Origin of the sequence: Kocuria sp. WRN011 (assembly GCF_002295155.1) — a bacterium.
GTDB classification, from domain to species: Bacteria; Actinomycetota; Actinomycetes; order Actinomycetales; family Micrococcaceae; genus Kocuria; species Kocuria carniphila.
On sequence record NZ_NSGI01000007.1, the window covers coordinates 1 to 22,524 of the forward strand.

The following is a 22,524-nucleotide window of genomic DNA, read 5'->3' on the forward strand; positions in this document are numbered from 1 at the left end:
TCAGGCCCTGCAGGACTACTACCAACGCCACCGACACCGATTCCGCACCAGGCCCCGCACCCCCAAACCCGCGGACCTAGTCGGCATCAACCTCCCCACCTGACTCACCACAGCTTGACACCCTGCGTAGCTGTGCGAACCTCGGCCATTAATGTCACCGCCGCGAACCCGTGCCTGGAATGTCCCCACCACTGGTCGTCAGTCACGAAGTTCTACCTGAGATGTTGCCGACCACAGTCCTAGTTCTGTCCCAACCCTTTCATTGTCCACCAGCGACGACGACGCACCCCGGCGCCTCGAGCCCAGTTCACGTTGACATCGTGGGAGCCACAAGAACCCGCCAACCCATCTGAGGTGTCCCTAGAACCTTTCCGGAGGCTCAGAAGGGGTCTACCGACGCGTCAGATGACATCAACGGTTCCGGCGGCACCTAAGACGTGCGAGGTTTGGCGCCAAAGTTCTCGGCCGTCTCCCTGTGCGTTCTAACGCCGCCTGAGGCGTGAAAGAGGGCCCCCTCGCCTCCGGCTACCGGGCACACTCCAGGACTTCGGCGCCGGTGGACATACTTGGCAGAGGATCGCTGCTAAAACCGTCGTAGCTGTGCGAACCTCGGCCATTTATGCCACCGCCGCCAACCCGTGCCTGAAATGTGCCCATCCCCCATTGTCAGACTGGTTGTGAGTCATGGTGGTCATCAGCTGCGAAGCTCTGCCCGAAATGTCGCGGGGGTACGAGCGTTAAACGCACAACGCCCGGAGACCGAAGTCTCCGGGCCTTGGCTACGTTTTAGACGATCAGACGACCGGCGGCGCGAACCGCAAGGACAGGGCGTACCCGACGATGGCGAGAACCCATACGATGGCCAGGACGGTGGTCATGCGAACCACGTTCTTCTGGGCCGCTCCGGAGGTGTTGAGTGACTGGGTCATGCCGCCGCCGAACATGTCGGACAAGCCGCCGCCCTTGCCCTTGTTGAGCAGGACGAACATGATGCACAGGATGCTGGTGACCACAATGACCACTTGCAGAACAAGCTGCAGGATCTCCACGTAAAGCCTCAATTCCTCGGGAGTCGCTGATCGACCGTAGGAGCGCCGCGGATTCTCACCGCGGGCCGCTCACTGGAATGCCTAGTTGCTGAGCAGATGCTGCTCGAACCGTGCAATCTTAGCAAACTCCTCCGCATCCAAGCTGGCGCCGCCCACCAGGGCACCGTCCACATCAGAGCCGCCCAGGATGTTGGCCACGTTGGAGGACTTGACCGAACCGCCGTAGAGAATGCGGGTGGCCTGAGCGAAGTCCTCGCTGTAGAGCTTTCCGAGTTCCTCTCGGATCGCAGCCGCCATTTCCTGAGCGTCCTCCGGGCCGGCCACTTCACCGGTTCCGATGGCCCACACGGGCTCGTAGGCCACAACGAGGCCCTCGAGCTCCTTCTCGTTCAGGTCCGCCAGACTGCCTCGCAGCTGCTCCAACGTGAACGTCACGTGGTTGCCGGACTGACGCTCGTCCAGACCCTCACCGATGCACAGCATGGGGGTCAGCTTGTGACGAATGGCCGCACGAATCTTGTCGCGGCACTGCTCATCCGACTCGTGATGCACGGTGCGGCGTTCGGAGTGACCCACCAATGCGTAGGTGCAGTCCAACTTGGCCAGGAACTCACCGGAAATGTCACCGGTGTACGCGCCCGAGTCCTGATCCGAAAGGTCCTGGGCACCGTAGACGATCTGCAGGCCGTCGCCCTCGACCAAGGACTGCACCGAACGGAGGTCGGTGAACGGCGGGAACACGGCCACCTCGACGCGCTGGAAGTCGTGCTTGGCATCCTTGAGGGTCCACGCGAGCTTCTGCAACAGAGCGATGCCCTGTGCGTGGTCCATGTTCATCTTCCAGTTGCCCGCGATCAGGGGTGTGCGGTCAAAGTTTCCATCGGTCTTGCTGGTCATAGCTTCTCCTTCGAATAAAACCGCGCGGGGCCCGTGCCGTAACACAGGCCCCGCGCGGCACTCACGTTCTCGGTGGGGGCTGGCTCAGGCGCCCAGGGCCACCACACCCGGAAGCTCCTTGCCCTCGATGAACTCGAGGGAAGCGCCGCCGCCGGTGGAAATGTGACCGAACTGGTCGTCGCTGTAACCCAGGTTGCGCACGGCGGATGCGGAGTCGCCGCCGCCGATCACGCTCATGGCATCCGAGGACACCAGCGCGTCCGCAACGGCCTTGGTGCCGTTGGCGAAGGCCGCCATCTCGAACACGCCCACCGGGCCGTTCCAGAACACGGTCTTGGCGGACTTGATCTTGTCCGCGAAAATCTTGGCGGATTCGGGACCGATGTCCAGGCCCAGACCGGAATCGCCGATCTCGCCACCTTCGATGTCCTCGACGGGGCGGACCTCGTTCTGGGCGTCCTTGTCGAAGGCCGCAGCGTAAACGACGTCCACGGGCAACACGATCTCGGTGCCGGCGGCCTCTGCCTTGTCCAGGTAGTCCTTGACGACGTCGATCTGGTCCTTCTCGAGCAACGAGCCGCCCACGGAGTAGCCCTGAGCCGCGAGGAAGGTGAAGACCATACCGCCACCGATGAGCAACGAATCGGCCTTACCGATCAAGTTCTCGATCACGGCCAGCTTGTCCGAGACCTTGGAACCACCCATGACCACCACGAAGGGACGCTCGGGGTCGGAAATGACCTTCTTGAGAACGTCCACTTCCTTCTTGACCAGGTCGCCCAGGTAACCGGGCAGCTTCTGAGCGATGTCGTACACGGAGGCGTGCTTGCGGTGCACCGCACCGAAGGCGTCGTCCACGTAGGCACCGTTGTCTCCGGTGAGTGCGGCGAGCTCGGCGGCGAACTCTTGCCGCTCGGCGTCGTCCTTGGAGGTCTCGCGCGGATCGTAACGAACGTTCTCGAGCACGAGGATCTCGCCGTCCTGGAGAGCTTCGGCCTCGGCCTGAGCGTCCTCGCCGACGACGTCGCTCGCGACCTTGACGGGGACATCGGCCAGTTCGTCCAGCTTCTGGGCGGCCGGGGCGATCGAGTACTTGGGATCGACCTGACCCTTGGGGCGACCCAGGTGAGCCATGACGATTACTCGGGCGCCGGCCTCGGCCAGTTTGGTGAGTACGGGCAACGAGGCGCGCACGCGGCCGTCGTCGGTCACGGTGGTGCCGTCCAGGGGCACGTTGAGGTCCGAACGGACGAGCACTCGCCGACCGGGCACCCCCTCAGAAATCAGTTCGTCCAGCGCTTTGGCCATGTCCGGTTCATCCCTTCCAGTGAGAAAACAGGTCCCTATGAAAACGGCGCCGATACCCACAGGGCATCGGCGCCGCTCAGAGGTCTAACTCAGAGCTTATCTGCCACGTACGACACAAAGTCGACCAAACGAATGGTGTAGCCCCATTCGTTGTCGTACCAGGCGATGACCTTGACCTGGTTGTCCACGACCTTGGTCAGCGGGGCGTCGAACACGGTGGAGACGTCGTAGCCTTCGATGTCCTTGGAGACGAGAGCCTCTTCTGAGTACTCGATGATGCCCTTGAAGTCACCCTCGGCAGCCTTCTTGACGGCCGCGTTGACGGACTCCACGGTGACGTCCTTCTCGACGTCCACGGTGAGGTCAACGATCGAGCCGGTGGGGGTGGGAACGCGCACGGCGAACCCGTCCAGCTTGCCCTTGAGCTCCGGGAGCACCAGACCGACCGCTGCAGCAGCGCCGGTGGTGGTGGGAACCATGTTCAGAGCGGCGGCGCGGGCGCGGCGCAGATCTTTGTGGGGAGCGTCGTGCAGGCGCTGATCGCCGGTGTAAGCGTGAATGGTGGTCATCAGACCGCGCTGAATGCCGAACTCGTCGTTAATGACCTTGGCCAGCGGGGCCAGGCAGTTGGTGGTGCAGGACGCTGCCGAGAGCAGGTTCATGGTCTCGGGGTCGTAATCCTTCTCGTTGACGCCGTACACGAAGATGCCGTCAACTTCCTTGCCCGGCGCGGACAGCACGACCTTCTTGGCCCCGGCGTCCAGGTGCGCCTGCATCTGCGGGCCCTTGGTGAACTTACCGGTGCACTCAACCGCGATGTCCACGCCGAGCTCACCCCAAGGCAGCTTGGAGGGGTCCTTCTCGGCCAAGAAGGTGATCTTGTGTCCGTCGACAGTCATGACGTTGCCGTCCAGGGAAACCTTGCCCGGGTAACGGCCCATGACGGAGTCGAACTCGAACAGGTGCTTCAAAGTCTCCGGATCGGTCAGGTCGTTGACTGCCACGACCTCGATGTTGTGTCCGTGCTGCGTGAGCACTGCACGCAGGAAGCTACGTCCGATGCGTCCGAATCCGTTGATGCCAACCTTGATGGTCACTGCGATCTCCTCTTGTCATTGACAATGTCGGTATGCGGGCCCTCGCGAGACCCGATGTTGGATCGGTCACGATCGGTAAGATTCCAACATCTGTCGATTCTCAGATTCATGAGAGCCGAGCTGTTCTACCGCGTTTATTCTATCGAGATACCCGGGTGTTTCCCAGTGCATCCCGCGAATTTTCATCGCTGAGCGCGATCAAACCCCACATAAACCCACATTAACTTTCCGTTCTCGACGGCGTGCTAGGGTCACCGCCGCTGTGACAGGCCGGCGGCCGCCGCGAACTCGCTCGTGTTCGGAACACCGAGCTCCTCGGCACGACGATCGGCCATGGCGAGCAGTCGCCTGATCCGTCCGGCAATCGCATCCTTGGTGAGTGGGGGATCGGACAACCGCCCCAGCTCGTCCAGACTCGCCTGTTTGTTGGCCACGCGTAGCTTGCCGGCCGCGCGCAGGTGTTCCGGTGCTTCGTCGCCGAGCAGATCGAGCGCCCGCTCCACCTTGGCCCCGGCGGTAACGGCGGCCTGTGCGGAACGCCGGAGGTTGGCGTCGTCGAAATTGGCGAGCCTGTTGGCTGTGGCGCGAACCTCCTTGCGCATGCGGCGATCCTCCCACTGCAACAGGTTCTGATGTGCACCCATGCGGGTCAGCAGGGCGGCGATCGTGTCACCGTCCCTTACGACCACGCGATCGATGCCACGAACCTGCCGCGCCTTGGCGAGCACATCCAATCGCCGTGCGGCCCCGACCAGGGCAAGGGCCGCCTCGGGCCCCGGGCACGTGAATTCCATGGCCGCCGCGCGACCAGGTTCCGTCAAGGAACCGTGGGCGAGGAACGCACCGCGCATGACCGCCGCGGCGTCCTCCACGGTTCCGTTCACGACCGAGGGCGGCAGGCCCCGCACCGGGCGCCCGTGGGCGTCCAACAGACCGGTCCGGCGAGCAAGAGCTTCACCGTCGCGGGCCACGCGCACGATCCACGTGCGGTCCCGGCGTAGTCCGTTGCCGGTCATCACACCCAATTCGGTCGAGTGCCCGTACACCTCGTTAATCGTGTGGGCCGTGCGGCGCGCGGTGGCTTCGGTGTCCACCTCGGCCTCGATCACAATCCGGCCGCCCACAATGTGCAGCCCACTCGTGAACCGCAGCAGAGCGGACAGCTCAGCGCCCCGGACCGAGGATTTCTTGACCTGCAGGTGTGCAAGTTCGTCTTTGACCGACGAGGTCAATGCCATGTGAGTAGGTCTCCTTGTGCGTGATTGAGGAACGGCCACCGATCGAGTCGGTGATCAGCCGTCCGCATTCATAATTTTTTGGTAGGCCGCAGCCAGCTTGAAGTGGTTGTGGACGGATGAGCCGTCGTTGTCGCGCAGATCCGCCCAGTGCACCTTGGCGCCCAATTGCGCCGCCGCGAGTTCGACGTCGTGCGGAGACTCGGCCGCGGTCGGATCCGCCAGCACGGCGTCCAGCCGCAGCTCGGGCGCATAGCGGGCCAGCACCCGCAGGTGGTCCCCGGTGCTCATGCCCAGGGTCTCGGAATCGCGGGACAGGTTCAGAGTGACCAGTCGCTTGGCCGGGGACTTGCAGATCGCGTCCCGCAGCCCGGGCAGTAACAGGTGCGGCAGCACGGAGGTGTGCCACGAACCCGGGCCCAGAACCACCCACGCCGCCTGGTCGATGGCGGCCACGGCTTCGGGGCAGGCCTGCGCATCGTGCGGGTTGATCCGGACATTGCACACATCCGCCTGCTTGGCGAGCAACGACTGACCCGTGACCGTACGGGTGATGAGTTCGGGCGGGCACGGCTCGGTGGGATCCGAGTTGGGTGCGATGTCACCCTCGATCACCAGCGGTTCCCGAGACATGGGGAGCACCTGTCCCCTGGCACCCAGCAGGGCACCGGCCCAGCGCAGACCGTCAACCGGGTCGTCCAACAGTTCCCAGAGGGTCACGATCAGCAGGTTTCCCAGCGCGTGGTTGTCCAGTCCCTCGTTGGGGTGTTCGAGGTCTTGGAACCGGTGCTGCATCACGTCGCGCCAGGTACGGCCCCATTGGGAGTCATCACACAACGCAGCCAGTGCCATGCGCAGGTCCCCCGGAGGGAGCACGTTCATCTCGGTGCGCAACCGACCGGACGATCCGCCGTCGTCGGCAACCGTGACCACGGCTGTGACGGCCGGTGCGAGCAGGCGCAATGCGGACAGGCTCGCGGAGAGGCCGTGACCCCCGCCCAGGGCGACCACCGAATCGGCGTCGGTGAGGCCGTCGCGAGCGGCGGGATCCAAGGAATGGTACGGGTCGACATCGCGCCGGGTGCTCAAGGGCAGCCTCGGCAGCGCGCCGGTCGAAGGAAAGTTACTCATAGTGGTCCGTAGGGTCTAGGGCACCGGGTCTGCGACTACTCGCGCCCCATGTCTCGGTGTTGGATGTTGACGGTCACGCGCGGGGACTTGCTCAGTCGCTTCGCGATGTCTTCGGTGACCGCCACGGAACGGTGCTTACCTCCCGTGCAACCAATGGCGATGGTCGCGTAGTGCTTATTCTCCGTCCGATAGCCGGCGAACACCGGTTCGAGCATGGAGACGAAACGATCGACGAATGTGGCCGTACCGGAATGACCGAACACGTAATCCCGCACCTCGGGGTCCTTGCCGGTGCGCGGACGCAACGCCGGAACCCAGTGGGGATTGGGGATGAAACGGACGTCGGCCACGAAATTCGCGTCCGCAGGCACGCCGTACTTGAAACCGAAGCTCATGACGGTCAACCGCAGCACCACCGGACCGTTGGTCGAAAACATGTCCGCCACGGCGCGCGTGAGCGCGTGCACGTTGAAGGACGACGTGTCCAGCACGGAATCCGAGGATTCACGCAAATCCTGGAGCAGTGAACGTTCTGCCTTGATGCCGTCCAGGATTCGGCCACCGGCCTGCAGCGGGTGGGGCCTGCGCTGGTGTTCGTAGCGCGAGACCAGTACCTCGTCCGAGGCGTCCAGGAACAGCACCGAGAACTCCACACCGGAGTTCTCCAGCGCCGCGAGCGTCTCGCGCATGTCATTGAACAGCGCCTTGCCGCGCACGTCGATGACGACCGCCAGCTTGGGCAGGGTCTCCGGGGTGCGTGCGACCAGATCCGCCAGGGTACTCAGCATCTGGGGTGGCAGGTTGTCCACCACGTACCAGCCCAGATCCTCGAGCGCGTTGGCCGCCGTGGAGCGACCGGCACCGGACATCCCGGTGACGATCAGAAGTTCGGAGGTGGGGGGTTTAACCGGTTGCAGTTGGGGGGTGGGGGAATCCGACTCAGGAGTTGGATTACTCATGTCCGTCTGCGCCGCCTGACTGTTTGCCTGCAATGGGTCCGCTTCCAGGGTAGTCCAGTTTCAATCGAGCAACTCCCCCGTCCCCACGTCCACGGCCGCCGACGGCGCTTCCCCGCCTCCCAGCGCAGCCACCACCCGCTCGGCCAGACCCGGGCCGAAACCCTTGACCTGAGCGATCTCATCAACGGTCGCCGCACGCAATTTCTTGATCGATCCGAAATGCTTCATGAGGGCCTTGTGCTTGGCCGGTCCGAGCCCCGGGACGGCATCCAAGGTGGACACGGTCATGGACTTGGAGCGCTTTTCACGATGGAACTTGATCGCGAAGCGGTGTGCTTCATCGCGCACGCGCTGCAGTAGGTACAGCCCTTCGGAGGCGCGGGGCAGGATGAGCGGGAATTCGTCGTCCGGCAACCAGACTTCTTCGAGTCTTTTGGCCAGCCCGACCACGTACACGTCGGTAATCCCCAGGTCATCGAGGGCACGCTGCGCGGCGGCCACCTGGGGCGGTCCACCGTCCACGATCACCAGGTTCGGTGGGTACGCGAAGACCCGGCCGTTGTCCTCATCGGCCTGATCCGCGGTGACCTCACCGGAGGTCACACCGCGTTCGGCGGCCTTGCGTTGCTGTTCGAGGTGGCGTGTGAAGCGGCGGTGGATCACGTCATACATCGAAGCCGTGTCATCGCGGGCGGCATCACCGGTGATCGAGAACTTGCGGTACTCCCCCTTGCGGGGCAGACCGTCCTCGAAGACCACCATGGAGGCCACGACGTTGGTGCCCTGCACATGGGAGATGTCATAGCACTCAATGCGCATGAGCGCGTCCGGGAGATCCAGTGCCTCCTGCAGCTGCTGCAGGGAGGCGGAGCGCGTGGTCAGGTCTCCCGCGCGGCGGGACTTGTGCAACGCCAGCGCCTGGCGGGCGTTCTCGGACACCGTTTCCAGCAGCTGTGCCTTGTCTCCGCGCTGCGGAACCGAGATGGTCACCCGGGAACCGCGCAATTCGCTCAACCAGTTCTCGAGCTCCGGGGCCTGTTCCGGTTCCGTGGAGACGTACACGGTGCGCGGAATGGTGTCCTGTCGGTACGCGAGCTCGGCCGTGCGACGGTGCTTGGCCACGGTGTCCTGGCTGCCCTGCTGGGCCACCCTTCTCCCCCGCCGCTGGGTCTGATTCAGCTCGACGGTCGCTTCACCGTAGGCCTGCTGCAGCAGATGCTCGACCAGTTCTCCGGTCGAGACCTCTTCGACCTTTTCCGTGATCCAGCCGCGCTGACCGCGGATGCGGCCGCCACGCACGTAGAACACCTGCACGGCGGCTTCCAGCTCGTCCTCCGCAAGCGCGAAGAAGTCCGCGTCCGTGTTGTCGGCCAGCACCACGGTGTTGCGTTCGAACGCTTTCTCCAAGGCCACCACATCATCGCGGCGAGCGGCCGCGGTTTCGAAGTCCATGCGCTCGGAAGCTTCTTGCATCTGGCGGCCGAGTTCGCGGATGTACGGCTTGGCGTGCCCGGACATGAAACGACACAGGTCCTCCGCCAGGGCCCGGTGGTCTTCACGGGAAATGGTGCCCACGCAGGGGGCGGAGCACTTGTCGATGTGGGCGAGCAGGCATGGCCGTCCCGTTCGCTCGGCTCTCTGGAAGACACCCTTGGTACAGGTGCGCACGGGGAACACGCGCAGCAGGGCGTCCAGCGTCTCGCGGATCGCCCACGCCTGGGAGTACGGGCCGAAGTAACGGTTGCCGGGCTTCTTGTCGCCGCGCATGACCATCGCGCGCGGAACCAGCTCGGACATGGTGATCGCGAGGTACGGGTAGGACTTGTCATCGCGGTAGGCAATGTTGAACCGTGGGGAAAATTCCTTGATCCACGTGTACTCGAGCTGCAGAGACTCGAATTCGGATCCGACCACGGTCCACTGCACCGCAGCGGCGGTGGTGACCATGGCCCGTGTCTTGGGTGAGAGCTGATGCAACGGCGCAAAGTATGAGGACAACCTGTTGCGCAGGTTCTTGGCTTTTCCCACGTAAATGACTCGGCCGTGCTCGTCCCGGAAGCGGTACACCCCGGGGTTGGTGGGGATGTCCTGGCGAGCCGGCTTGTAGCTCGCCGGATCAGCCACGTTCGGGATCCTTCTCCGCGGACGGCGACTGGTTGTAGGTGTCCTTGCGGGGTTGCCCCGACAGCTCGGCAATGGCGTCCATGACCTGGTTGGTCAGTTCCTTGCGCATGCGACCGTTGTGCTGGGGCCCGGTCTTGGGCACGTGGATGGGGTCGCCCACGTGCAGTTCGAAGCGCGCGGGACGAATCACGTTGGATCCGGGCGGCTGTAGCCGCTGGGTACCCACGAGCCCCACCGGTACCACGGGAGCGCCGGTCATGTAGGCGAGGTACGCCACGCCGTTGCGGCCCCGGTACAGATAGCCGTCGCGGGAGCGAGTGCCCTCCGGGTAGATCCCGAAAATGTTGCCCTGTTCCAAATGTTCGAGTGCGGGAGCCAGCGCCGCTACAGAGTCACTCTGTTGACCCCGCTCCACGGGGATCACATCGATCATCTCGAAGAGTTCACGCATGATTCGACCCTTGAGGCCCGGGGTCGTCAGGTACTCGGCCTTGGCAATGAACTTCACGCGCCGGGGCATCATGACCGACAGGATCACGGAGTCCAGGAACGACAGGTGGTTGGACGCGATGATCACTGGTCCGTGGTCGGGGACCTTCTCGGTACCCGTGACCACGGGTCGACACAGCGCCTTGAAGGCCCTGGTGACCGAGGTCTGCAACAACCGATATTTATCCATGGTGCGAGCTACCCCTCCCCGGAATCGTTGTACCGGTCAGTCCATGCTGCCAGCTCCGAGGGAGAACTGACCACCGCCACACACAGTTCGTCGAGTTCACCGGGCTGCCCGAAACCCCACCCGGCACCTAAACAATCGAGCCCGTGCGCGTGCGCACCCTCGGCGTCGTAACTGCGGTCCCCGATCATGACCGTGCGTGTCGGATCCGGGGTACCAATACCGAGCCTGCGCAACGCCTCGCCGATGATCTCGGGCTTGTCGTGCATGGCGGTGCGGCCTTCCTTGGGCTGCGCCAGATCATCCGCCGCGCCGCTGACCGTCTCGAAGTAATCCGCCAGACCGAACCGCTCGACCACTTCAGTCGCGATCCGTTCGGGCTTCTGGGTCGCAACCGCTTGACGAACGCCCAGACCTTGCAACCGGCCCAATTCGCGTTCGATCCCCGGGTAGACCCGGGTGCGCTGTAGCCCTTCCGTGAGGTACCCGGCGCGGTAGACGGAAACGACCTGAGGAATCTGATCCTCCGGCACCTCCGTGAAGTGCCTCAGAGACTCGCCGATGGGAGGGCCCACAAAACGCTCCAGATTCTCCGGGACGGGGAAACCGCACGTCCACAGTGCATCGGCAATACCTTCGGTAATGGCACCGGCCGGATCCAGAATGGTTCCGTCCAGGTCCCACAACACCACGGGAGTCTGAGGGTTCACGGGCGCCTTCTCTCGGTTGCTGCGGAGTTACTGCTGGATGGTCACTGGTCAGGCGTGTGCGGCTGCCTTACGGTCCGCCGATGTCTGAAGTACTTCGGACAGGAACTGACCGGTGAAGCTGTCCTTGTTCTTGGCCACGTCTTCCGGTGCTCCCTCGGCAACGATCGTGCCACCACCCGAACCGCCATTGGGTCCCAGGTCGATGACCCAGTCCGCAGATTTCACCACGTCCAGGTTGTGTTCAATGGTCATCACGCTGTTGCCCTTGTCCACCAATGACTGCAGCACCATGAGCAGTTTGCGGATGTCCTCGAAGTGCAGGCCCGTGGTGGGCTCGTCCAGCACGTAAATCGTGCGACCGTTGGAGCGCTTCTGCAGTTCCGCAGCCAGCTTCACACGCTGGGCCTCACCACCGGAGAGCGTGGTGGCGGGTTGTCCCAGGCGGACATAACCGAGCCCCACCTCGACCAGGGTGTTGAGGTAGCGCGCAATCGCGGTGAACGGTGCGAAGAACTCTGCTGCCTCTTCAATGGGCATGTCCAGAACCTCGGCAATGTTCTTGCCCTTGTAGTGGACCTCCAGGGTTTCCCGGTTGTACCGAGCACCCTTGCAGACCTCACACGGAACGTAGACGTCCGGCAGGAAGTTCATCTCGATCTTGAGCGTGCCGTCACCCGAGCACGCCTCGCAGCGCCCGCCCTTGACGTTGAACGAGAACCGGCCCTGCTGGTAACCGCGGATTTTCGCTTCCTGGGTGTCCGCGAACAGCTTGCGGATCCGGTCGAATACGCCCGTGTAGGTCGCTGGGTTGGAGCGCGGGGTGCGACCGATAGGGCTCTGGTCCACGTGCACCACCTTGTCCAGGTGGTCCACGCCGTCGATCCGCTTGTGGCGGCCCGGCACCTGCTTGGCGCCGTTGAGCTTATTGGCCAGCGAGGTGTACAGGATGTCGTTGACCAGGGTGGATTTGCCCGAGCCGGAAACACCGGTCACCGACACGAACACGCCCAGCGGAAAGTCGACCGTGAGGTTCTGCAGGTTGTTCTCGCGCGCGCCCACCACGGTCAGCTGGCGTTTCTTGTCGATCGGACGACGCCGCTCTGGCACCTCGATCGCGCGGCGTCCCGAGAGGTAGTCCGCGGTGATGGAGTTCTTGTTCTCGAGCAGGCCCTCGTAGGTGCCCGAGTGCACCACGTCGCCGCCGTGCACACCCGCACCGGGACCAACGTCAACGATCCAGTCCGCTTCACGGATGGTGTCCTCGTCGTGTTCGACGACGATCAGCGTGTTGCCCATGTCCCGCAGTCGCGCCAAGGTCTCGATGAGTCGCCGATTGTCGCGCTGGTGCAGACCGATGGACGGTTCGTCCAGCACGTAGAGCACGCCCACCAGCCCGGCACCGATCTGCGTGGCCAGCCGGATGCGCTGTGCCTCGCCACCGGACAGGGTGGCTGCCGCGCGTTCCAGGTTGAGGTAGTCGAGTCCCACGTCGATCAGGAACGTCAGACGAGCCACGATCTCCTTGAGCACCTGGTCGCCGATCTGAGCCTCACGATTCGAGAGCTCCAACGACTGGAAGAACGCCAGGGAATCACGCATGGGCAGGCGGGTGGCCTGGGCGATGTTGAGACCGCCCACGGTCACGCCCAGGATGGTGGGGTTCAGCCGGGCACCGTCGCACGCGGGGCACGCGACCTGCCGCATGTACTGCTCGTAGCGGTCCTTGGCGTGATCCGATTCGGTTTCCTCGTGCTTGCGCTTGATGTAACCGAACACGCCCTCGAAACCCTGGGAGTAACGGCGTTCGCGACCCCAACGGTTCTTGTAGGACACCGTGACCTTGTAGTCCTTGCCGTTGAGCACGGCCTTCTTTGCCTTGGTCGACAAGTCCTTCCACGGGGTCAGCAGGTCGAATCCGACCTCTTCGGCCAGGCCCGCGAGCAACCGGTTCCAGTAGTCACTCGTGGCTTTACCCAGGGACCACGGGGCCACCGCACCCTCGATGATGGACAGGTCCGGATCCGGAATGACCAGGTCCTCGTCCACTTCCAGACGCGAACCAATGCCGTCACACTCGGGGCAGGCACCGAACGGCGCGTTGAAGGAGAAGGACCGCGGTTCGATCTCGTCGGTCTGGAGCGTGTGCTCGTTGGGGCACGCCAGGTGTTCGGAGAACATCCGGCTGTTGCCGGCCCACGCGGTTTCCTCGCCCTCGCGCGGAACGAGTTCGATCACCACGCGGCCCTCCGCCAGATTCAGCGCGGTTTCCACCGAATCGGTGAGTCGCTGCCGGGCTTCAGCCTTGACCGTGAACCGGTCCACGACCACGTCGATGGTGTGCTTGTACTGCTTCTTGAGCTTGGGAGGATCATCCAACTGGACGGTTTCCCCGTCCACGATCGCTCGCGAGAAACCCTGGGTGCTCAACTGCTGGAACAGATCAACGAATTCGCCCTTGCGCCCCTTGACGACGGGTGCGAGCACCATGAAACGGGTGCGTTCGGGCAGCTCGAGCAACTGATCCACGATTTGCTGCGGGGTCTGCTTGGTGATGGGTTCACCACACACGGGGCAGTGCGGGTGACCGATGCGCGCCCACAACAAACGCATGTAGTCGTAGATCTCGGTGATGGTGCCCACCGTGGAGCGCGGGTTGCGGGACGTGGACTTCTGGTCGATGGACACCGCCGGGGACAGCCCCTCGATGAAGTCGACGTCCGGCTTGTCCACGCGTCCCAAGAACATCCGGGCGTAGGAGGACAGCGACTCGACGTAGCGGCGCTGTCCCTCGGCGAAAATGGTGTCGAACGCGAGCGAGGACTTTCCCGAACCGGACAGACCGGTGAACACGACCATGGAGTCGCGTGGAATGGTCAGGTCCACGTTCTTGAGATTGTGCTCACGGGCACCCTGAACCACGATTTCGGTCAGGTCTGACGCTCCGGAGGCTCTCAGCTTGGGCGCGTGATCGGACGCGACCTGCTGGGCAAGACCGGTAGACGAGTGCTTTTTCACGGGGGCTTCGCGGGTTTGCTCGGACACGGCAGTCACTCTATTACTCACCTCAGACATGCAACGCTGAGCGAGGGTGAATCCTCGCTCAGCGCAACGATCGACGAACTTCTATTGTCTCAGTTTCGCGGGCCGCGGCTCGAGTCGGACCTGGCCGACGCCGCGCTGGAACTCGAGCGTGCGGCGTCGTCGTCCTCCTCTGCGACGGAGCGGCGCAAGCCGGACGCTTGCGGGTCGATCACCGGGAGCGAACCCGTCTGCGCGGTGTGCATGCGCAGGCCGGCGGCCTCTACGGGATCCACCTTCTTGGAGACCACGGAGAGCTCACCCGTCTCCGGATCGACCTCCACGACGTCCACGGTGGTGCGCAGCGGAATCTCCTTCATGAGCAGCACGCAGATGAGCGTGACCACCGAGGCGATCGCGGCGATCAGGAACAGCAGGCCGGTGCCGGTTCCGTAGGCCGAGCGCAGGGCCTCCTCGACGGCCGGCGGCAAGCCGGACAGGTCGATGGAAGCGGCGTCGCCCATCTGCGAAGCGTCCACGTTGTGTTCCCGCGCGAACGTCTCCATGGAACTGGTCAGGTGACGCGTGAGCACGGCACCGAACAGCGAGACCGCCAGCGCGCCGCCAACCGTGCGGAAGAACGCGACGCCTGACGAGGCCGCGCCCATGTCCTTGAGGCCCACGGTGTTCTGGACCGCCAGGATGAGGTTCTGGTTGAGCGTTCCCACGCCCAGACCCACCAGGCAGATGAAGATACCTACGAGCCAGACCGGCGTGGTGTGCGTCAGTGTGGCCGCGGAGAACAAACCGGCGCCCAGGATCACGGTGCCCACGATCAAGATCCGCTTCCACTTGCCGAACTTGGTGATCAGTTGGCCGGCCACCATCGATCCGACGAACGAGCCGATCACCTGCGGCAACATGAGCAGCCCCGATTCGGTGGGCGTGAAGCCCTGGCCGAGCTGGAAGTACTGGCCCAGGTAGGTGGTGGAAGCGAACATTGCGGCGCCGGTCGCGATGGCGGCGATCGTGGCGAGCACGGTGGTGCGTTCGGTCATGACGCTCAGCGGCATCACGGGCTCGGCCACGCGGCGTTCCACGATCACGAACAGCACGGCCGCCACGATGGTGAGGGCGACCAACCCCATGGACTGCCATGACGCCCAGTCGAAGAGCTTGCCGGCGAACGACACCCACAGCACGAGCGATGCCGTGCCGATGGCCAGCAACGTCATACCGCCCAGGTCGATGATCGGTTTACGCTCCTGCTCACGCGGCGGGATGTGCAGGGTCTTGATGATGAGACCCGCGGCCAGGATGGACAGTGGCACGGGAATCAGGAAGCACCAGCGCCAACCGAACAGGTCCACGATCAGGCCGCCCAGCAGCGGGCCGAGCGAGGTGGCCACGGCCATGACCGCGCCCATGTACCCGGCATACCGGCCGCGCTCGCGCGGCGGGATGATGGTGCCCAGGATCGTCTGGGCCAGTGCCATCAGGCCGCCCATGCCGATGCCCTGAATCACGCGGGCCATGACCAACATGCTGATGGACGTGGACAGACCCGCCGCTCCAGAGCCGATCACGAAGATCAGGATGGCGAGCAACAGCAGCTTCTTCTTGTCGAAGAGGTCCGCGAGCTTGCCGAAGATCGGGGTGAAGATGGCGTTGGCCAACAGGGTGCCCGTCACGGTCCAGGACAGGGCCGTCTGATCGCCGCCCAGGTCCGCCATGATGACGGGCAGAGCGGTACCGATGATGGTCAGCGTGACCATGGCCATGAAGAAGGCAGCCAGAATGCCGGTCAGGGCCCGCAGGACGTTGCGGTGTTCTTCGTCCCGGGTCTTCTGGTCGTTGCGGCCCCGGCCTTGGTTGTCGGCTCGATTCGTGCCGTGGTTCGTGGCTTGATCCTTGCCGCCCGCAGACGAGGTGTCGGCTGCTGTCATAGAACGTTGTCCTCCAGACGATGCGTCGTCTCAGTAGTAGTGGTGTGTGTCGCAGGTCCTTGCGGAGCGTGCGGAATACGTGCCCCGTGCGCGCTCTTGGGGTCCACCTGCGGAAGGCACGTGGTCATGCGTTCCAGGCCCAGAGAGGTCAAGAAAATGTCGGTCAACCGGTTGAGGCCCTCGCGGGTCTGCGCGGCGTCGTCCTCGCTCAAGACACCGAGCCGCTCGATCAGGCGTTGCGTGTCCGCTTCCAGGTGATCCGCCACGGCTCTCCGGCCCTGTTCCGTGATCTTCACGAGTTGGGCGCGGCCGTCCTCCGGGTCGGGTGCTCGCTCAATGAATCCGAGCTTCTCAAGATGACTGAGCTGACGGCTCATGACCGATGCTCCCAACCCTGAATCTGCGCCGATGTCCTTGGCCCGGCGTGCGGGCACGGAGGCCAAATGGCTCAACAGACTCATTTGCACGACTGACAGGTCACGCTCTGCGGTGGACTCCTTCAGAACGCGTCGCATCACGCGTTGCAGCTCGAAGAGCTCCTGCACCAGCGCGGCTGCGGTCTCTTGAGAAACGCTCATGGACTCCCCCGGTGTGGGTTGTGTTTGTCTTAAAGGAATGTGCCGTCAACCGTGGGGCCGGGTCGACACACCGGTTCAGAATCCTCAAACAGTTGCTTGCAACATGCAACTATATGCCCCCATCTGTAGGCTGTCTAACTAATACGAGGGTGGGTTCCGTCACGGTGCGATGGACACCACGGGTGAAATGCTGGGCCCATATTGGCCCCTCTCGCCGTAGTGGGCCTACACTCGTGGCATGATCGCCACCCAGACCGAGGTAACCGAGCTTTCTGAGATCACCATCCGCCGCATTTCGGTGAGCGAGATGGACAACAACGTGTACCTCCTGACATCCAAGGAGCACGGCACTCAGGTGCTCATCGACGCCGCCGACGACGCCCGTGCCATCGCCGGCATGGTGGCCGCCGGTTCCACCGACTGCACTGATTGGGCCAACCTTCAGCTCATCATCACCACGCACTCCCACTGGGACCACGTCCGTGCCCTGGGTAGCGTGGCCACCCACTCCGAGGCCATGACGGCGTGCGGTGCGGCTGACGAGGACGACATCGACGTCCCCATGGACCTCACGTTCAGCAACGGTGACACCGCCGAATTGGACGGTTTCGAGCTCGAAGTCATCGAACTGCGCGGCCACACTCCCGGTTCCATTGCACTCGTCTACCGCGACCCGCAGGGTCCGGACCACATTTTCTCCGGCGACTCCCTGTTCCCGGGCGGCCTGGGCAAGACCAACTCCCCCGAGGATTTCCAGCAGCTCTACCAGGACGTCACCGAGCGCATCTTCGACCAGTTCGACGACGCCACCGTTGTCCACCCGGGTCACGGTAAGCCCACCACCATCGGTGCCGAACGCCCGCAGCTCGAAGAATGGAAGCAGCGCGGTTGGTGACTTCACCCGCGCAACAGTCCGGTCCCGCGGCCGCTACCGCAGACCGGGCCGCCTACGTGGCGGTTCTGGTCTTCCCCATCCTGGTTCTTGCCGGTGGCGCTGCGGGATACTTCTTTGCCCCGACGATTCAGCAGGCCTCCGGCTGGACCAACACACTGCTGGGTCTGGTCATGTTCGGCATGGGCCTCACATTGCGTCCCGTCGATTTCGCTTTGGTCGCCAAGCGCCCCGTGCCCATCGCGGTGGGCGTCGCAGCCCAGTACATCGTGATGCCGTTGCTCGCACTCTTCGTGTCCTGGCTCCTGCAGTTGCCGCCCGAAATTGCGGCGGGCGTGATCCTGGTCGGTTGCGCCCCTGGCGGCACGGCGTCCAACGTGGTGGCGTTCCTGGCGCGCGGTGACGTGGCCGTGTCGGTGACCATGACGTCCATTTCCACATTGCTCGCACCTTTGCTCACCCCCCTGCTCACACTGTGGCTCGCCGGGCAGTACATGCCCTTGGACGGCGCATCCATGGCAATGTCCATCGTCATGATCGTCCTGATTCCCGTGATCGCGGGCATCGTGGTGCGCCTGGTTCTCACACGGCTGGTCGAGCGACTTCTCCCCGTGCTGCCGTGGCTCTCGGTCCTCGGGATCGCGACGATTGTGGCCATCGTGGTCTCCGGTTCCGCCGATCGCATCGTCCAGGCCGGTCTGCTCGTCCTGCTCGCGGTGGCGATTCACAACGTGCTCGGTTACACGCTCGGTTATCTGATCGGTCGCGTCACGGGTCAACCCGTTCCCGTGCGGCGTGCCACCGCGGTGGAGGTCGGCATGCAGAACTCGGGTCTCGCGGCCGGTCTGGCCGCGCAGTACATGTCCCCGCTCGCCGCACTGCCGGGAGCCGTGTTCTCGGTGTGGCACAACTTGTCCGGCGCGGTCTTCGCCCTGCTGTGCCGCCGGGCCGACGCTCGCGCCGCAGCGCGCTCCGCACTTACCGAGGACGACGACGCCGCTCGCGTCCGTTCCTGACGCTGCGGTCTATGCCTGTCGGCAAGTGTCGATAGGCTTGCGGTGATGAAACTCCTGGACGCTCTTGCCCCCGAACTCTCTTCCCCCGGTCACCACTACCTGCGCGGGGACTTTGCCTCGAACCCGCTCAGCGACGACGAGATCTACGAGGGGTTCCTCGGGTGGATCTCGTCCCGGGACATGGAGCTGTATCCAGCCCAGGACGAGGCCGTCCTGGAAGTTGCCGGTGGCTCGAACGTCATCCTGGCCACCCCCACCGGTTCCGGTAAGTCCACCGTGGCGGTAGCGGCGCATTACGCCGGCCTGGCTCGCGGCCAGCGCTCCTACTACACCGCGCCCATCAAGGCACTCGTGTCCGAGAAGTTCTTCGACCTGTGCGAAATCTTCGGCGCCGAGAATGTCGGGATGGTCACCGGTGACTCCTCCGTCAACCAGGATGCCCCCATCGTGTGCTGCACGGCCGAGATCCTCGCCAACGTGGCACTACGAGAGGGAGCGGACGCGGACCTCGGGGTGGTCATCATGGACGAATTCCACTTCTATTCGGACCCGCAGCGCGGGTGGGCGTGGCAGGCACCCCTCATCGAGCTTCCCCAGGCCCAGTTCGTGCTCATGAGCGCCACGCTCGGTGACGTGACTCGCATCGAGGACAGGCTCACGGAGGTCACTGGCCGCGCCACCAAGCTGGTCACTTCCGCGGACCGCCCCATTCCCCTGCACTACTACTACTCCGAGCGTCCCATTCACGAGGAACTCGAAGAACTGTTGAGCACGCACCAGGCTCCCGTGTACGTGGTGCATTTCTCCCAGCTACAAGCCGCGGAACAGGCACAGAGCCTCATGTCAGTGGACGTGCTGGCCAAGGACGAGAAGCAGCGCGTAGCTGACCTGATCGCAGGATTCCGGTTCTCGGCGGGATTCGGTAAGACGCTGAATCGTCTGGTTCGACACGGCATTGGTGTGCACCACGCGGGCATGCTGCCCAAATACCGTCGCCTGGTCGAACAACTTGCACAGACCGGGCTGCTCAAGGTCATCTGCGGTACCGACACCTTGGGCGTGGGCATCAACGTACCCATCCGCACGGTACTGATCACCGCGCTGTCCAAGTTCGACGGCCAACGGACCCGCCGCTTGAGCGCTCGTGAGTTCCACCAGATCGCCGGCCGCGCCGGTCGAGCCGGATATGACACCGCGGGCACCGTGGTGGTGCAGGCCCCCGAACACGTCATCGAGAACGAACGCGCTATGGCCAAGGCACGGGCCAAACACGGCGACGATCAGAAAAAGCTGCGGCAGGTCACCAAGAAAAAGCCGCCGCAGGGTTTCGTCTCCTGGAGCAATAAAACCTTCGACGGCTTGGTCGCGGCCCAACCCGAGCAGTTGACGTCCTCCTTCACGGTCACTCACTCCATGGTGTTGAACCTATTGCAGCGACCCGGCAACAACGTGGCCGCCGGCTACCACCTGCTCAGCAACATTGATGAAGTGCATGCGCGCAAGCGTGAACTGCTGAAGCAGGCACTCGCGATCCTTCGGGAGCTCATCCGCGCGGAAGTGGTCGTGCGGCTGCCCGAACCGGACGAGACCGGGCGCCGCTACAAGGTCACGGTGGAATTGCAGGACAACTTTGCCCTGAACCAACCGCTGTCCCCGTTCGCACTGGCCGCGCTCACCATCCTGGACCCCGAGTCGGAAACGTACGCGCTCGACGTCGTCTCCGTGATTGAAGCGACTCTCGAGAAGCCGCGTCAAGTGCTGAACCTGCAGGAGAAGAAGGTCAAGGGCGAAGCGCTGGCCGTCATGAAGGCAGACGGCGTGGAGTACATCGAGCGGATGCGTGAGTTGGACGAGATCACGTATCCCCAACCCTTGCGGGAACTCCTGGAGCAGGCCTTCGAAACCTATTCGAGTTCGGCGCCGTGGGTGTCCCAGTTCGAGCTGTCCCCCAAGTCCGTGGTGCGGGACATGTACGAACGCGCCATGACCTTCGGTGACTACGTCCAGTTCTACGGGCTGGCCCGCTCCGAAGGCATCCTGCTGCGCTATCTCTCGGACGCCTACAAGGCGCTGCGACAGACCGTCCCCATGGATGCCACGACTGAAACGCTGACCGATCTGATCGAGTGGCTCGGTGAAAGCATCCGGCAGACGGACAACTCCCTGCTCGATGAGTGGGAGAAGCTCGCTGCAGGCGAGGAATCCCCCATGGGAACCAGCGCGGATTCCCTCGAGGAGCTTGTGGAGGAACAGCCTGAGGGTGTCACCAGAAACCCTCGGGCCTTCCGGGTCATGGTCCGCAATGCGCTGTTCCAGCGCGTGGAACTTTTTGCCCAGGAAAAGGAGAAGGTCCTCGGTGCCCTGGACGAAGGCACGGGCTGGGATCGCGATCGCTGGGCGGACGCCATGGACGCCTATTTCGGCGAATACGACGACATCTACACGGACGCCCAGTCCCGCGGCCCGGCGCTGATTCGAATCAATGAGAAGCCCGAGGGACTCAGCGGGTACTGGACCGTGGCCCAGGTCTTCGACGATCCCGACGGCAACCATGACTGGGGGATCAACGCCCGCATCGATCTGGCCGCCTCGGACGAGGAAGGTTTCCCCGCGGTACTGGTCGACAACGTGGGCAATATCGCCGAAACGGGTCGTGGCTGAAACTCACCCCAGCATATGCAGTTATCAACGCATAAGTGAGTTCTATGCAGTGGGAACCGCATGTAGCATAACGCCAAGCGGACGGACAGCGAGGAGGCACCGTGTACGCACTGACCGTGGACCGCAGGGGATCACGCGAGGATCCCGAGTCCCTGGCCATGCTCGAACACCGCGACCGCTTCCGGAGCTCGTTTCCGGGGGCAGTCCTCGGCTGGCAGATCAGCGCCGGAGACGAACTGCAAGCACTCTATGACGAGCCGCAGTGCGTCCTGGACGTGGTGCTGGCCCTGGCGGATGAGCAGGAATGGCACGTCGGTCTGGGCATCGGACACGTGGACACCCCGCTCCCGGAGAACGTCAACGAGGCCACCGGTCAGGCCTTCGTGTCCGCCCGAGAAGCCGTGACCGCTTCCAAAGACACTGGCTACCCCGCCGTGCGCGGCTCCGACTGGGCAACCCACGCGGAAGCCGTCCTCAGCCTGGCCTGTGCCGTGCGGGAACGTCGAACCGAGACGGCCAAGCAGGCCACCGTTCTGGCCCAGCAGGGATTCACCCAGCAACAGATTGCCCAGGAGCTGGACATTGCTCAGTCCTCGGTGTCCCGCCGGTTGTCCTCCGCGCTGTGGAGCCAGGAGCAGGCCGTGCACCCGACGGTTCTCACGTTCCTGGAATTGGCCAACGAGCAGCCGGAGGCCCCGTGAAAATCTCCCGAATTTTCCTGGACGCGGTTCTCCCGGCCACTCTGGTCCTGACCACTTTTGTATGGACCGCGGTGGCCGGTACGGCCCCCCGTGAAGTGGCCTACCCGGCGCTCCTGGTAGCAGGAACGCTCTCCGGAGACCTCGTGGTGCGGTGGGTGTTCAATTTGGCGGACGTGTCCCACGAGCGACCCACCCCCGGTCCCGATCCGTGGAACGGTCAGGACCCGCCCCCTGAGCCGGTGACTCCACCGTTGCGCGGCGGTTTGGTGATCGGTTTCCTGGAACGCGCCGCCACCATTGCCTCCCTTCTCACCGGCCACGTGGCCGGCATCGGCGTGGTCGTGGCTGTCAAGGGCCTGGCCCGCTACGGCGAATTCACCAATGCACGGCAACGCGAGCAGTTCATCATCGGCACCCTGGCCTCGCTGTTGTGGGCCGCACTCTTCGCTGCCACGGCCCTGTGGTGCACCACGGACCCCGGGCCGTTCGCCGCCTGGCGGGGTTAAAGGCCAAAATGTGTGTATGG

Annotated in this window: 18 protein-coding genes; 5 read left to right on the plus strand and 13 right to left on the minus strand. The window is 63.9% G+C overall.

Annotated features, from left to right (window positions below; all coding sequences use genetic code 11):
- Positions 1 to 794: 794 nt before the first annotated feature.
- The 13 genes from secG to CKW39_RS10740 form a co-directional block, all read right to left on the minus strand.
- Entirely contained in the window at positions 795 to 1,049 is a 255-nt protein-coding gene (gene secG, locus CKW39_RS10680) for a preprotein translocase subunit SecG (RefSeq protein WP_016996629.1), read from the minus strand.
- 81 nt (positions 1,050 to 1,130) lie between these two features.
- A complete protein-coding gene (gene tpiA / locus CKW39_RS10685; RefSeq protein ID WP_095798118.1) occupies positions 1,131 to 1,946 on the minus strand; it encodes a triose-phosphate isomerase in 816 nt (271 codons plus the stop codon).
- Positions 1,947 to 2,030: 84 nt separating this feature from the next.
- Positions 2,031 to 3,254: a phosphoglycerate kinase gene (gene pgk, locus CKW39_RS10690; protein ID WP_095798119.1), complete on the minus strand. Its 1,224-nt coding sequence runs from the start codon at positions 3,252 to 3,254 to the stop codon at positions 2,031 to 2,033.
- 89 nt (positions 3,255 to 3,343) lie between these two features.
- The gene (gene gap / locus CKW39_RS10695; protein ID WP_095798120.1) at positions 3,344 to 4,351 is read right to left on the minus strand and encodes a type I glyceraldehyde-3-phosphate dehydrogenase; all 1,008 of its coding nucleotides are present in this window, start codon (positions 4,349 to 4,351) and stop codon (positions 3,344 to 3,346) included.
- A gap of 251 nt (positions 4,352 to 4,602) precedes the next feature.
- Positions 4,603 to 5,589 (minus strand): DNA-binding protein WhiA, encoded by a 987-nt coding sequence (gene whiA, locus CKW39_RS10700; protein WP_095798121.1) that lies wholly within the window; start codon positions 5,587 to 5,589, stop codon positions 4,603 to 4,605.
- 54 nt (positions 5,590 to 5,643) lie between these two features.
- The gene (gene yvcK, locus CKW39_RS10705; protein WP_095798122.1) at positions 5,644 to 6,717 is read right to left on the minus strand and encodes a uridine diphosphate-N-acetylglucosamine-binding protein YvcK; all 1,074 of its coding nucleotides are present in this window, start codon (positions 6,715 to 6,717) and stop codon (positions 5,644 to 5,646) included.
- A 35-nt stretch (positions 6,718 to 6,752) separates the two neighbouring features.
- A complete protein-coding gene (gene rapZ, locus CKW39_RS10710; RefSeq protein ID WP_095798297.1) occupies positions 6,753 to 7,676 on the minus strand; it encodes an RNase adapter RapZ in 924 nt (307 codons plus the stop codon).
- Between the two features lie 60 nt (positions 7,677 to 7,736).
- The gene (gene uvrC, locus CKW39_RS10715; RefSeq protein WP_095798123.1) at positions 7,737 to 9,800 is read right to left on the minus strand and encodes an excinuclease ABC subunit UvrC; all 2,064 of its coding nucleotides are present in this window, start codon (positions 9,798 to 9,800) and stop codon (positions 7,737 to 7,739) included.
- Positions 9,793 to 10,479, minus strand: a complete 687-nt coding sequence (locus tag CKW39_RS10720; protein WP_095798124.1) for a 1-acyl-sn-glycerol-3-phosphate acyltransferase — start codon at positions 10,477 to 10,479, stop codon at positions 9,793 to 9,795. The genes uvrC and CKW39_RS10720 overlap by 8 nt, the downstream gene beginning before the upstream one ends.
- Positions 10,480 to 10,487: 8 nt before the next feature.
- The gene (locus CKW39_RS10725; RefSeq protein ID WP_254049377.1) at positions 10,488 to 11,186 is read right to left on the minus strand and encodes an HAD hydrolase-like protein; all 699 of its coding nucleotides are present in this window, start codon (positions 11,184 to 11,186) and stop codon (positions 10,488 to 10,490) included.
- A gap of 48 nt (positions 11,187 to 11,234) precedes the next feature.
- Complete coding sequence (gene uvrA, locus CKW39_RS10730) at positions 11,235 to 14,258, minus strand: excinuclease ABC subunit UvrA (protein WP_095798125.1); 3,024 nt, start codon at positions 14,256 to 14,258, stop codon at positions 11,235 to 11,237.
- 59 nt (positions 14,259 to 14,317) lie between these two features.
- The gene (locus CKW39_RS10735; protein ID WP_095798126.1) at positions 14,318 to 16,150 is read right to left on the minus strand and encodes a DHA2 family efflux MFS transporter permease subunit; all 1,833 of its coding nucleotides are present in this window, start codon (positions 16,148 to 16,150) and stop codon (positions 14,318 to 14,320) included.
- Positions 16,147 to 16,728, minus strand: a complete 582-nt coding sequence (locus CKW39_RS10740) for a MarR family winged helix-turn-helix transcriptional regulator (RefSeq protein ID WP_095798127.1) — start codon at positions 16,726 to 16,728, stop codon at positions 16,147 to 16,149. Before CKW39_RS10740 ends, CKW39_RS10735 begins: the two co-directional genes overlap by 4 nt.
- A gap of 238 nt (positions 16,729 to 16,966) precedes the next feature.
- On the opposite strand from CKW39_RS10740, the gene CKW39_RS10745 reads away from it, so the two are divergent.
- The 5 genes from CKW39_RS10745 to CKW39_RS10765 all read left to right on the plus strand — a co-directional run bounded on the left by CKW39_RS10745 (position 16,967) and on the right by CKW39_RS10765 (position 22,504).
- The gene (locus CKW39_RS10745) at positions 16,967 to 17,623 is read left to right on the plus strand and encodes an MBL fold metallo-hydrolase (RefSeq protein ID WP_095798128.1); all 657 of its coding nucleotides are present in this window, start codon (positions 16,967 to 16,969) and stop codon (positions 17,621 to 17,623) included.
- Positions 17,620 to 18,636 carry a bile acid:sodium symporter family protein gene (locus tag CKW39_RS10750; RefSeq protein WP_254049378.1) on the plus strand — a complete coding sequence of 339 codons (1,017 nt, stop codon included), beginning with the start codon at positions 17,620 to 17,622 and terminating at the stop codon, positions 18,634 to 18,636. The genes CKW39_RS10745 and CKW39_RS10750 overlap by 4 nt, the downstream gene beginning before the upstream one ends.
- A 45-nt stretch (positions 18,637 to 18,681) precedes the next feature.
- Entirely contained in the window at positions 18,682 to 21,297 is a 2,616-nt protein-coding gene (locus tag CKW39_RS10755; protein ID WP_095798130.1) for an RNA helicase, read from the plus strand.
- Between the two features lie 101 nt (positions 21,298 to 21,398).
- Complete coding sequence (locus CKW39_RS10760) at positions 21,399 to 21,998, plus strand: SatD family protein (RefSeq protein WP_095798131.1); 600 nt, start codon at positions 21,399 to 21,401, stop codon at positions 21,996 to 21,998.
- Positions 21,995 to 22,504: a hypothetical protein gene (locus CKW39_RS10765; protein ID WP_095798132.1), complete on the plus strand. Its 510-nt coding sequence runs from the start codon at positions 21,995 to 21,997 to the stop codon at positions 22,502 to 22,504. Before CKW39_RS10760 ends, CKW39_RS10765 begins: the two co-directional genes overlap by 4 nt.
- The last annotated feature ends 20 nt before the right edge of the window (positions 22,505 to 22,524 follow it).

Coding starts and splice junctions, on each gene's coding strand:
- tpiA (WP_095798118.1), bottom strand. CDS start 1,946: ATGACCAGCAAGACCGATGGAAACTTTGACCGCACACCCCTGATCGCG.
- pgk (WP_095798119.1), bottom strand. CDS start 3,254: ATGGCCAAAGCGCTGGACGAACTGATTTCTGAGGGGGTGCCCGGTCGG.
- whiA (WP_095798121.1), bottom strand. CDS start 5,589: ATGGCATTGACCTCGTCGGTCAAAGACGAACTTGCACACCTGCAGGTC.
- yvcK (WP_095798122.1), bottom strand. CDS start 6,717: ATGAGTAACTTTCCTTCGACCGGCGCGCTGCCGAGGCTGCCCTTGAGC.
- rapZ (WP_095798297.1), bottom strand. CDS start 7,676: ATGAGTAATCCAACTCCTGAGTCGGATTCCCCCACCCCCCAACTGCAA.
- CKW39_RS10720 (WP_095798124.1), bottom strand. CDS start 10,479: ATGGATAAATATCGGTTGTTGCAGACCTCGGTCACCAGGGCCTTCAAG.
- uvrA (WP_095798125.1), bottom strand. CDS start 14,258: ATGTCTGAGGTGAGTAATAGAGTGACTGCCGTGTCCGAGCAAACCCGC.
- CKW39_RS10735 (WP_095798126.1), bottom strand. CDS start 16,150: ATGACAGCAGCCGACACCTCGTCTGCGGGCGGCAAGGATCAAGCCACG.
- CKW39_RS10740 (WP_095798127.1), bottom strand. CDS start 16,728: ATGAGCGTTTCTCAAGAGACCGCAGCCGCGCTGGTGCAGGAGCTCTTC.
- CKW39_RS10745 (WP_095798128.1), top strand. CDS start 16,967: ATGATCGCCACCCAGACCGAGGTAACCGAGCTTTCTGAGATCACCATC.
- CKW39_RS10755 (WP_095798130.1), top strand. CDS start 18,682: ATGAAACTCCTGGACGCTCTTGCCCCCGAACTCTCTTCCCCCGGTCAC.